The following is a 12,074-nucleotide window of genomic DNA, read 5'->3' as shown; positions in this document are numbered from 1 at the left end:
ATAATATAGTTGGCTGTGATAGTATTTTCTATAGCCTTAATTGTTCAGGAGTTAAAGAATGTCCATACCAGCAGATCCAGTTAAATTGATGAAGCAAGAAGTTGGCAAAGCGGCCGCCAATTTAGTAAAATCCGGTTCAATAGTTGGTTTGGGTACAGGTTCAACCACAGCTTACACCATTCAGTATTTAGGAGAACGCCTCAAATCAGGGGAACTCAAAGATATTGTCGGTATCCCCACCTCATTTCAATCAGAAGTGTTAGCAAAAGAGTATGGCGTTCCCCTCACCACTTTAGACGCTGTAGACCATATTGATATTGCCATAGATGGGGCAGATGAGGTAGACCCCCACAAAAACTTGATTAAAGGTGGTGGTGCGGCACATACCCGCGAAAAAGTTGTAGATTACCTAGCAACACAGTTTATTGTCGTCGTTGATGGTGGTAAGTTAGTAGAGCGCTTGGGTTCTAGTTTCGCTGTACCAGTTGAAGTTATTCCTATGGCACTTACCCCCGTCACTAATGCCATTAAAGCACTTGGTGGTAAGCCAGAATTGCGGATGGGTGTGAGAAAAGCCGGACCTGTGATCACTGATCAAGGTAACATGGTTTTGGATGTCACATTCGATAGCATTGATGACCCTGTAAACCTGGAAAAAACCCTGAATAATATTCCTGGTGTTTTGGAAAATGGCATTTTCGTCAATTGTGCAGATATCGTGCTTGTTGGTGAAGTTATTGACGGTAAACCTGTAGTCAGACAACTTTAAATTAGTACCTAATCACATAAATTACAAAAGAAGGAAACTCTTAACTGGGAACAGATAAGAAACACTCATTTGCACCAGTTTAGAGCTTCTGTCAAAAAAAAGATGTTTTTAAAAGATGCGTAGCCCGAAAAAAACAGTTCGTCACCGAATCAGAATTTAGATTGAATTATTCCTGACTTTTCTTATTCTTGGCTTTTATGTCTGGTTGACAGCTAGTTACAGCCAGTCGAAGATTGCCTTGATGGCTGGCTAGTAGTTGTTTCCCAAATTCTTGGTCTAAACCAGTCCAGTGCATTAATAATGCCAATTTAACCGATTTACCACTATGTTCTAGTAAAAACCCGGCTGCTTCTCGACTTAAACTAGTTAAGTCTTGTAAGATCCGTAAAGCGCGATCATGTAATTTTTGATTCGTGACAGCGACATCAACCATGCGATTCCCATACACTTTACCTAGTTTAACCATTACCCCAGTCGAAAGGGTATTTAACACTAATTTTGTCACCGTCCCCGCTTTTAAGCGAGTAGAACCAGCTAAAATTTCTGGTCCTGTCAATAAACGAATATCAATATCAACTTCAATACCGACTTGTTCTGTGGGAACACAGGCTATAAAAATAGTCTTAGCCCCCCGTTGACGCGCTGCATTAATGGCACCGTGAACGAAAGGCGTTGTTCCCCCAGCCGTGATGCCGACGACTACATCCAGTTGCGTGATTTGTCGTTGCGCGATCGCAGTTTCCCCATCTTCCGCTCGATCTTCCAAATCCTCGGAACTGCGGACTAATGCTCCCGCACCACCAGCAATAATCCCTTGTACCAATTCTGGGGAAGTACAGAAAGTAGGTGGACACTCGGCAGCATCTAATACTCCTAATCTGCCACTTGTCCCTGCACCCACATAAAATAAACGGCCACCTTGACGCAGTTTTTCTGCTGCGAGGTCAATAGCTGCTGCTAACTGAACTTTAGCCGCTGCTACTGCTGCTACTGCCTTTTGGTCTTCGCTATTAAATAATTCTACCAATTCTAAAGAGTTGAGCTGGTCTAAATTGAGACTATGGGGATTAACTTGTTCGGTGAGCAGATGCCCGCGTTCCTGGAAATTTGTCATTTGTGTATACTGTGTCAGTTGTTAGTTGTCAGTTGTCCGTTGTCAGTAGGGGCGAAGCATTTGGAAGATAAATTATCGGTCATTGCCAAAAATAGTTCTCCAAATGCTTCGCCCGTACAGTTGTCAGTTGTCAGTTGTCAGTAGGGGCGAAGCATTTGGAAGATAAATTATCGGTCATTGCCAAAAATAGTTCTCCAAATGCTTCGCCCGTACAGTTGTCAGTTGTCAGTTGTCAGTTGTTATTTACGACCAATCACCAATCACCAATCACCAATCACCAATCACCAATCACCAATCACCAATCACCAATCACCAATCACCAATCACCAATCACCAATCACCAATCACCAATAACTAATAACTAATAACAAACTACAATAAACCTTCCAGTTGACGACGAATACTGTCTAAATCAGAATTAACACTTTCTGGGGCAGATAGACTGGTAGGGAAGAAGTTTTTATCAGCATCCTCTATTTGTGCTTGGGCTTGCCAATCAGTTTGTTCCACGTTCGTTTCGGGTGGAATTACTAATTCACTGTTTTCAGCCACAATTTCCCAAGTATAGCCAGTGCTTTGGCAAAATTCCTGAACATCATCAGCATTCATCATCTCCACTGTCGGGATAGCGAAGTCTTGAGCTTCTAACATTAAAGCAAAACGGGTGGCATCGTCCTCTGATTCAAACATGAGGATTTTATTGCCTTCTAAACCTTGGCCATTGCTAATCCGAATGCTGTGAATTCCTTCATTATCAGTACCAGCATTGAAAATCAGTACAAAAACACGCATTATCCATCCCTTGATTGATTAGTTCTCTAATTTATCTTAAAGTTCTAGGTTGTACATTCGGGAAAATCTCTAATAATTTTTGTGTGATTGCGGGAAATCAGGCATAGACCAAAAGATATAGTTCTCTAATTTTGCCAAAAACCTAGCTGTAATTTTTGCCATCATTTGGCTATACTCTAATAGACATCTGGTGAAAATTAAATACGGGTCAGCAAGACACTACAGTAGTGTGGGCATCTTGCCCGCGTGAGCGAGACGCTCACACTACAACAAACTACTAGTAGTTAAACGTAAAATTATGTCAAAATTAGTATTTTGTATTCTTCCAGATATCTGGTAATCCAAGAGTGAAAACCTATGTCTAACTCTCCTAGTCAAAATTCTCGCCCCGCTGATTCTGGGCTTAGGCTTCTATGGTTAATGATATTGAACCGTAGTTGTTTAGGTGTAGGTGCTTTGCTATTGATAGGAATTATTTTCAGTATTTGGCGATTGCAGAATTTTGTTTACCAGGAACTAGTACCATTAGCTACCCAAAGTCTGACTACTACTCTCAACCGTCCGGTAAAACTGGGAGCAATTGAGTCCTTTTCCCTGACTGGCGTTCAGTTTGCCGCTTCTGAGATTCCCGCTACAGCCACAGATCCAGATAGGGCAAATATCAAAGCAGTAGATGTAGGTTTTGATATTTGGAAGTTAGTTATTAACCGCAATCTCCGATTAGATGTAACTTTAATTAATCCAGATGTTTATATTCAACAAGATCCCCAAGCCCGCTGGTTAACGACTACTATCACCCCAGGTACTGGTAAGGGATTGATTAAAACTGATTTGGATAAGTTACGGTTTCGGGATGCAAATTTGGTATTAGTACCGAGAAAAATGGGGGGAGATTTTTCTTTACAAGTTCCTGTAAAATTTTCTGGGATTAATGGAACTGCTCAACTCTTAAATCAAAATAAACTAATTAAATTAGACTTGGCTGCTAAGGCAGTAAGTGGGGGTGATATTTCCATTGTCGGAGATTTAATTCCTCAGAAAGTTTTAGCAGGGGATTTTCGAGTGCGAGGGCAAAATCTCCTGTCCGCAGATATTACTCGGCTTGTAACTTTACCACTGACTTTACAAAGTGGGAGAGTAAATGGTGATTTGCGAATTAAGATAACACCAAAGCAGAAAACCTTACTCTATGGCAATGCTATGATGGAGGGGGTAACACTACAAATCGCAAAAATCCCCGAATTATTCAATCATAGTCAGGGAAATCTCATTTTTGATGGACTGGTAATTAAATTAGATAATATAGTCACAAACTACGGACAAATCCCGTTCACAACATCGGGGACTATTGATCAACAAGCAGGGTTTAATTTAAAAGCACGTGTGAATGCGGTAAGTTTGGCCAATGCTCAAGCAACTTTAAAGGTAAAGTTACCATTTCCTGTGAGTGGTATAGCTCAAGCCGATTTGCAGCTAATGGGAGCAACTACTAAACCAGTGCTATCTGGTAATGTGAGGACGTTGAAAACTGCTCGAATTGATCAAGTTGATTTTGGGAAAGTTAGTAGTAAATTTGAGCTTATTAGTAGTAAATCTCTCCTGAGAATTACGGATATTCAAGGCAAAACTACCTATGGGGGTGAGGTTAAAGGCGGGGGAATTATTAAACTTGGTAAAGTATCTGCACTGAATTTTCAACTCCGAGCGGAAAATATGCCAGGGGATGCGATCGCTCAAGTATATAATATCAAAACAGGATTCCCCATTGGCATGATCACAGCCACCGCAGAAATAAAAGGTGTAGCTGATAATACCCACACTTTCGTTAAATGGCAAGCTCCTCAAGCCCAATATCCAGTAACAGGGACAAGTATTATTAATCCTGACCGCACAGTTTCTTTTCGTGATGTAGTTGCAACTGTTGGTGGAGGTGTAGTGAATGGTAGTGGTATTTATAGTCATGATAGCAAGCGTTGGCAAGCTTCGGCTCAATCTAGCAAGATTAAATTAGCATCTTTTGTTGACCAAAAACAGCAGGAAAATATTTCTCTAGCTGGGGTAGAATTTAACGGTAATTTGCAATTATCAGGAAATTCTTCACCATTTCAAATAGAGACGATTATTCCTAAAAATGCCAATATCAACATTGCTGGTGGCACAGTTAATATTTCGCAAATTAAGTTACAAGACCAAAATTTTACAACTTTATTAGTTGGGAAAGATTTACGTTTAGGAACAATTTTAAAACAGGCTAACCCAATTTTAAATAATCTCCTCGCAGGTAATTTCACTATTGTCGGTAATAGGGAAAATTTTAACCTCAAAACCTTTGCTGGAACAGGTGAAGGATTCCTCTCTGTTGGTGGAGGGAGAATTAAAGCTGCTAATATTCAAGTTGCAGAAGGTCGCTATCAGGCGAAAATTCAAGCGGAAAATGTCCCCCTGACAAAGTTAGCATCTGTACCACCACAATTCCAAGGAAATATAGCCGGTCAGTTGCAAGTAACTGGTTCGGTCGAGTCGTTCCAACCAGAAACTATTCAAGGGGAGGGAAAAGGCAGCTTGAAATTACCAAGTGGTACAGTTACAGCCTCTTCTATTCAACTTAATAATGGTAATTATCAAGCATTGTTGGCTACTTCAGGTTTACAATTAAACCCTTTCAATCAGCAGTTAAAAGGACAGTTGGGAGGAAAGTTGCAAGTATCGGGAAATGTGACTGCTTCTAAATTAGCAGATGTGGCTGCTGTTGGTCAGGTGCGCTTTAGTCAAGGTTTACAAGGTTTTGATTCACCTATTCAAGCTGATATCGGGTGGAATGGAGAAAAGCTAACTGTTGATAGTTCTAATAATGCTAACTTTCAAGCTAAAGGTTATTTATTAGCTAATGCTAAGAAAGCAGGTATCCCAGAAATTACGCAATTAAATTTTAATGTTCAGGCAAAAAATTATAGTCTGCAACGGTTGCCAGTGCAACTACCTGATACTGCGGATATTGCTGGCAACTTAGATTTTAGCGGACAAGTGACAGGAAAACCCACTGCACCAAATATTATAGGTAAGTTGGGGTTACGGAATTTCCAAGTTCAGGAATTTGCTTTTGAACCATTATTGACTGGTAATGTGAATTCTGGATCAGGACAGGGGTTAAGTTTAGATGTTGCAGGTGTAAAGGAACGGATAGCAATTAATTTAGATGGTAACAATCGCCCCAAATCGTTTTTAGTTCAGTGGCAACAAGCATTGCTATCAGGTGCAGCAACGGGATCTGACTGGGGTGTGAATGTGGCTAATTTCCCATTGAAAGCTTTAAATATAGCTGTACCAGCGAATACTCCTTTAAGTCCGGGAGGAGTGAGAGGATTATTAACAGCAAATTTGCAAATTAATTCGCAGACATTAGCCACAGCAGGAAATATAGCCATTGAAAAACCCGAACTTGGCCGGATTAAAGGCGATCGCTTTAGGACCGAACTGCGCTATGATAACAATACATTCGTCCTTCGTGATAGCGAACTTCGCAAAGGTGAAAGCAGATATAGCTTTGATGCCAATATCAAACCGTGGGCAAAAAAACCGCAACTGCGAGCAAAAATCAACATTGAAAAAGGCAACATTCAAGACTTTTTGAATGCGGCTCAAATCTTTGACATAGAAGACTTCCAACGTGGTTTAAAAGCACCGACTTACGGCAAGTCTGCGGACTTAACCACCAACTCCCAAGGATTACCTTTAGAGTCTCTATTGACCCAAATCCAACGGTTATCAGAAATTGATACCCTACTAACTACCCAACAACAACAACGGTCTACGGCTAAACCTATCCCAGATTTAAGAGACTTAAAGGGGATTTTGAATGGGAATATTTTTATTAATACTGCCACAACGGACGAACCCAGGATAAAATTTAACCTCCAAGGAGAAAACTTCACCTGGGGTAAATCAACAGAACCAAGCCGCTTTTATCGTGCGGAACAAGTCATAGCTAAAGGTAGTTTTGAAGAAGGAATTTTCCGGTTCCGACCTTTACGAATTCAATCTCAGCAAAAAATAATTGCCTTTACAGGTAACATTGGTGGTCAGGCGCAATCAGGTCAATTGAAAATCGAAAACTTTCCCATTCAGCGACTAAATAATTTGGTGAAACTGCCACTGGGAATTGGCGGTAAGCTGAATATTACCGCAGCAATAGCTGGGAGTATTATCAATCCTCAAGCTAGAGGAGAATTAAACATTACAGAAGGAACAATTGATCAGAAATCAGTGGAATCAGCTAATACTAGTTTCAGTTATGCTGACGGACGTTTAAACTTTGGTAGTCAGGTAACGGGAGTGGGAGTAGGGACTGAACCTGCAAATATTAATGGTAGTATTCCCTATACTTTGCCCTTTGCTTCTGAAAAATCAAACAGTAATCAAATTACCTTAGATATCAATGTCAAAAATGAAGGTTTAACAATTCTCAATCTGTTTACTAATGAGATATCTTTTGAAAAAGGACAAGGGGAATTAGATTTAAAAGTTCGGGGAACTCAACAACAACCTTTCGTTAAAGGAACTGCTTCTCTCGATAATGCTACTTTTAGATCCCCAACCTTACCAGGAAAGTTAACCAATGTGAATGGTAAAGCAATTTTTGATTTAACCCGTGTGTTTATAAAAAGTCTCGAAGGTAAATTTAGTGATGGTAATATTCAAGCTGCTGGAGAATTGCCAATTTTTAATAGTCGAGATACCAAAATAGATGTGCCGCTAATTGTGACTTTAAAACAATTAGTTTTAAATCTCAAGGGGTTATATCAAGGAGGTGCTAATGGTAATTTAGAAATTACTGGTTCTATTCTGAAACCAATAATTGGCGGTAATATAGAATTATTTGATGGTCAAGTATTGTTAACAGAATCTCCAGATGAGAATTCAGCAGCTAATAAAATTGGCAACCAAAACAAACCAGATCCAGAAAATAAAATTACTAGGTTAAATAATTTAGGATTAAAATTAGGTAGAAATATCCAAATTGTCAAATCACCAGTTTTTAAATTCCAAGCTTCTGGAGATCTAATTGTTAACGGTTCTTTAGTTGAACCGATACCAGAAGGAACTATTAAGTTAAATAAAGGTGCAGTAAATTTATTTACTACCCAATTAAATTTAGCAAAAGGTCATGAACACACCGCTACTTTTAGCCCTCGTCAACCCCGTGATCCTAATTTGGATATTCGGCTATTTGCGAAGATTCTAGATGTAACTCAAAATAGTGATATTAGCAGACAAGGTTCTACAGGTTTAGCCGGGTTGGAAACAGTCCGAGTTGAAGCCAGTATTAATGGTTTAGCTAGTCAAATTAATGATAACTTACAACTAAAAAGTAATCCTTCTCGTTCACAAACACAAATTGTCACTTTGTTAGGAGGTGGACTTATTGACAATCAAGGACGTAGTGACAGTAATCTGGGTTTAATTAATATTGCTAGTTCGGCTGTTTTCAGTAATTTCCAAGGTGCATTTAATGAAATTGGTGATGCTTTTGGTTTAAGTGAATTGCGGATATTTCCGACTATTGTTTCGGAAAGACCAGAAGCGGGAAGAAATAACTCATCTTTAGAATTAGCTTTAGAAGCCGGAATTGATATTTCTCCGAAATTTTCCCTTTCTACTATTAAGATTTTAACAGCAAATGATCCTTTACAATGGGGGATTAATTACCGGATAAATAATCAATTTCGTCTTCGTTCTTCCACTAATTTAACTGATGATACCCGGGCTGTAATTGAGTTTGAACGGAGGTTTTAAAAAATTGATCATTGATAATTACCAATAATCACAAGTAATATCTAACAGTTGTGACAATACGACTCTTGTTTGCTCGTAAAGCAGTCTTCAAAAACAAAGTTGTTTGGTTATGTAAAATACTATCCCACCAATTTCGAGGGACAAAAACGGGAATAATGATAGTTGTGAAAACACCTGAGTGACTTTCCTGGAACTGACCAATAAAATCTACAATTGGCTCAATTACTGAACGATAAGGTAAAGGAAGTAAATACACCAACTGCGTAGAGAGGGATAATGGCGTTAACTTGACCTTTGAAGATAATGGCTAAAATTCCTGCACAGGTACTAAGGAGAATAATCCCGTTAGAGTAGACCAAGCGATCGCCTAATAGAGACAATTGGCGGGGTAAAAATCCATCTCTGGCTAAAAAATAACACAGTCTGGGAAAATCTGCATAACTGGTATTAGCAGCTAACATCAAAACCAACAGGGTAACAACTTGCAGGAAATAGTAAACAGGCCCTGTTCCCAAAATTGCTCTCCCCAAAAGAGAAACTACTGTTTGTCCTTCTCCGGGAACAATATGATAAATGTTTGCCAAGTAAGTGATACCTACAAACATGAATCCCAAAATTACTCCTAAATACAACAAAGTCAGCCGAGCATTTTTCGATTCTGGAGGTTTAAAAGCTAACACCCCATCAGATATTGCCTCGCTTGTTGGTAAGGATTTACCGAGAAAAAATTCTTTAACCTGTGGGTAAAAGGACATAAAAAGTCCACTTAGTAAATAAGTTAATTGATACTTGTCTGAAAGTAAACTCAAACCTAAGTTTACAGAATATAACAATTCTGGCAGATTTATGACAAATTAACTAATAATTGCTACTGAAAACTAACTACTGAAGCACTTCTTAAACCTTGAATGGTAGAAATTACTTGGTTGGCAACTTGATCAATTTCCTCAACTGTATTAAATCTCCCCATCCCAAATCGCATGGAAGCATAAGCTAATTTATCCGAATGTCCCAATGCTTTCAACACATAGGAAGGGGCAACATTATTAGAAGAACAAGCAGAACCCGAAGATACCGCTACTGTTGATTGTAACCCTAATGAAAGTGCTGCACCATCTACACCTTCCACACTAATATTTAAGTTTCCTGCTAATCGGTTTTGAGGATGTCCATTTACATGAATTCCCCCGACAGTAGATAACTGTTGCCACAATCTTGCTCTTAATGCTGTTAATCGGTGATTTTCGGTTTCTTGTTCTGAATCAGCAATTTCTACAGCTTTACCAAAACCGACAATTTGCGGTGTGTATAAAGTCCCAGAACGCATTCCTCTTTCATGTCCTCCCCCATGTTGTTGGGAAGCAAGTTTAACTCTAGGGTTACGTCTGCGGACATATAAAGCCCCAATTCCCTTTGGTCCATAGACTTTATGGGCTGTGAGAGACATTAAATCAATATTCATCTCTTCTACATCTAAAGGGATTTTACCAATAGCTTGGGCTGCGTCTGTGTGCAAAATAATTTGCCTTTGCCGGCACATTTCTCCAATTTCGGCTATTGGTTGTAAAACCCCAATTTCATTATTTGCAGCCATTACAGATACTAAAATTGTATCATGACGCAAAGCTTTTGCTAACTGATTTAAATCAATTAGTCCATCTTTTTGTACTGGCAAAATTGTAATATCAAAACCAAGACTTTTTAAATATTCGCAAGGATCTAAAACTGCTTTATGTTCCGTGGCAATAGTCACAATATGCTGACCTTTTTGGAAATAAGCCTCAGCAATACCTTTAATAGCTAAATTATTTGCTTCCGTTGCACCACTGGTAAAAACAATTTCTTCGGGGGTAGCATTAATTGCTTTTGCTAAAATTTCCCGTGTTTGTCTAACAGCAGCTTCCGATTCCCAACCGTAAATATGGCTAATACTCGCCGCATTACCAAACTTTTCGGTAAAATAGGGAATCATAGCAGCCATTACCCTTTCATCAACGGGGGTAGTAGCATGACAATCGAGATAGATAGGACGACTGGACATAATTAATTCAGAGTTAATTCAAAATTTGACTTAGTTTTTTTAAGATTCGGAAAACTTGATAAAGTTCGTTTTCTCGACGATACAAAGTAAATCTGTCTGACAAAGCATATCTAGGTTGATCTTTTTGCAGAAGTTTGATAAATTGAAAATCTTCTCCATTAATGACTAATGAATATACAGGATAATCAGGATGAGGATTAGCCAGCATATAAGTAAGTGCTTGAGGTATGGCTTGTGCAAGGGAAAAAGCAGTTTTTTTAGATTCAATTACCAATAACCATAATTGTTGCTGAATCACTAAAACATCAATTCGGCCTCTGATAACTTCGTCTTCATTTTCGACGGCAATTTCTATTGATGATTCACTTCTAATCAAGAAAGGTTCATCATAAAATCCAGCTAAACTGAGTAAGGGAGATAAAACAACTAACTTTACGGTTTCTTCTGATAAAGGAGGATGTTTAACCAATCGGAGAAAATGAAATTTTACTTTGTCTAGATATTGCTTTTCTAAATCAGAAATTTCTGGCAAATGTTCCCACCATTCAGGAAAAAACGCTTCACTGTCGGTTTGTTCTAAACTAAATCTTTCTTCTAAATAGGCAATGCCTATATTTTGTGCTTGGATGAACTGAACCATAATACAAATAATAGGATGTCAGGAGTCAGGAGTTAGGAGTTAGGAGGTAGAATTGTTGAGAATAGCTTTTGCATAACTATCTAATAATCTACTAACCTCTTGTAGTTTTAACATTGATTCTGATGTATTAGCATATCCTAAATCTTTTGTGAGAATAAGATAGTATCTACATTCTTCCAGAGAAGCTTGTGCAATATTCATAAATCTTACTTTATCTAAATCTCCTTTTTTCTTAAAGCCCTCAGCGATATTTGCAGGAATAGAAATTGATGCGCGTCTAAATTGAGAAGCGAGTCCATATATTTCGGATTTAGGAAAATTCCCAGTTATCTGATATACTTCTAACACAAATTGATGTGCTTTTTGCCAAACTATTAAATCTTCAAATGTTCTCGCAGGTTGCATTTATTCTAACTCCTGACTCCTGACTCCTGTTTGATAAAAGTTTAAATAGCTGCTAATTCCTTGATTTTTTTAAGTACAGCTTCAGCATGACCTTTTGTTTTGACATTCGGCCAAGCGTAGGCGATGCTTTTATTAGGTGAAATCAGGAAGGTGGAACGGGCAACCCCCATATATTCTTTACCCATAAACTTCTTTAAACGCCATGCACCATAAGCTTCTATTAATTGATGTTTAGGATCAGTTAAGAGGGTAATTGATAAATTGTGTTTGTCAATAAATTCACAATGAGATGCGGCAGAGTCGGGACTAACGCCGATAATTTTCGCGCCTACTGTAGTAAATTCTGAGGATAATTCTGTAAAGTCTTGAGCTTCTGTGGTGCAGCCAGGTGTATTATCTTTAGGGTAAAAATAGAGAACTAGCCACTGATTTAGATCGGCAATATTAACTAAATTATTGTTTTGGTCTGGGGTCGAAAAATCTGGTGCAGTTTGGCCAATTTGGGGAATATTGCTCATAT

11 protein-coding genes are annotated in these 12,074 nt (G+C 38.6%); 4 read left to right on the top strand and 7 right to left on the bottom strand.

Annotated elements, in window-relative coordinates:
- Positions 1-58: 58 nt before the first annotated feature.
- Positions 59-769 (top strand): ribose-5-phosphate isomerase RpiA, encoded by a 711-nt coding sequence (gene rpiA, locus ANA_RS12725; protein ID WP_015080467.1) that lies wholly within the window; start codon positions 59-61, stop codon positions 767-769.
- A 166-nt stretch (positions 770-935) separates the two neighbouring features.
- Here the strand turns inward: rpiA and murQ are convergent, their stop codons facing one another.
- Positions 936-1,883, bottom strand: a complete 948-nt coding sequence (murQ, locus tag ANA_RS12720; RefSeq protein WP_015080466.1) for an N-acetylmuramic acid 6-phosphate etherase — start codon at positions 1,881-1,883, stop codon at positions 936-938.
- Positions 1,884-1,901: 18 nt separating this feature from the next.
- Here murQ and ANA_RS28235 point away from each other — a divergent pair, with 18 nt between their 5' ends.
- Together ANA_RS28235 and ANA_RS27705 are read left to right on the top strand one after the other, a co-directional pair.
- Positions 1,902-2,027 carry a hypothetical protein gene (locus tag ANA_RS28235; RefSeq protein WP_256370277.1) on the top strand — a complete coding sequence of 42 codons (126 nt, stop codon included), beginning with the start codon at positions 1,902-1,904 and terminating at the stop codon, positions 2,025-2,027.
- Complete coding sequence (locus ANA_RS27705) at positions 2,018-2,248, top strand: hypothetical protein (RefSeq protein ID WP_235081828.1); 231 nt, start codon at positions 2,018-2,020, stop codon at positions 2,246-2,248. The genes ANA_RS28235 and ANA_RS27705 overlap by 10 nt, the downstream gene beginning before the upstream one ends.
- A 7-nt stretch (positions 2,249-2,255) precedes the next feature.
- Here the strand turns inward: ANA_RS27705 and ANA_RS12715 are convergent, their stop codons facing one another.
- Positions 2,256-2,675 (bottom strand): DUF3110 domain-containing protein, encoded by a 420-nt coding sequence (locus ANA_RS12715; protein WP_015080465.1) that lies wholly within the window; start codon positions 2,673-2,675, stop codon positions 2,256-2,258.
- Positions 2,676-3,032: 357 nt separating this feature from the next.
- On the opposite strand from ANA_RS12715, the gene ANA_RS12710 reads away from it, so the two are divergent.
- Positions 3,033-8,468, top strand: coding sequence for a translocation/assembly module TamB domain-containing protein (locus ANA_RS12710; RefSeq protein ID WP_015080464.1), 5,436 nt, complete (start codon positions 3,033-3,035; stop codon positions 8,466-8,468).
- A 218-nt stretch (positions 8,469-8,686) separates the two neighbouring features.
- On the opposite strand, the gene ANA_RS12705 is transcribed toward ANA_RS12710, so the two are convergent.
- The 5 genes from ANA_RS12705 to bcp all read right to left on the bottom strand — a co-directional run bounded on the left by ANA_RS12705 (position 8,687) and on the right by bcp (position 12,072).
- Positions 8,687-9,223 carry an amino acid permease gene (locus ANA_RS12705; protein WP_051155184.1) on the bottom strand — a complete coding sequence of 179 codons (537 nt, stop codon included), beginning with the start codon at positions 9,221-9,223 and terminating at the stop codon, positions 8,687-8,689.
- A gap of 113 nt (positions 9,224-9,336) precedes the next feature.
- On the bottom strand, positions 9,337-10,509 hold the full coding sequence (locus ANA_RS12700) for an IscS subfamily cysteine desulfurase (RefSeq protein WP_015080463.1): 1,173 nt from the start codon (positions 10,507-10,509) through the stop codon (positions 9,337-9,339).
- 13 nt (positions 10,510-10,522) lie between these two features.
- Complete coding sequence (locus ANA_RS12695; protein ID WP_015080462.1) at positions 10,523-11,149, bottom strand: type I restriction endonuclease; 627 nt, start codon at positions 11,147-11,149, stop codon at positions 10,523-10,525.
- A gap of 39 nt (positions 11,150-11,188) precedes the next feature.
- On the bottom strand, positions 11,189-11,554 hold the full coding sequence (locus ANA_RS12690) for a four helix bundle protein (protein WP_015080461.1): 366 nt from the start codon (positions 11,552-11,554) through the stop codon (positions 11,189-11,191).
- Positions 11,555-11,595: 41 nt separating this feature from the next.
- Entirely contained in the window at positions 11,596-12,072 is a 477-nt protein-coding gene (bcp, locus tag ANA_RS12685; protein ID WP_015080460.1) for a thioredoxin-dependent thiol peroxidase, read from the bottom strand.
- Between the last annotated feature and the right edge of the window lie 2 nt (positions 12,073-12,074).

The organism is Anabaena sp. 90 (assembly GCF_000312705.1).
Lineage (GTDB): Bacteria > Cyanobacteriota > Cyanobacteriia > Cyanobacteriales > Nostocaceae > Dolichospermum > Dolichospermum lemmermannii.
Note: the sequence above shows the minus strand (reverse complement) of the source record. Positions and strands in the feature narration are given on the sequence as shown.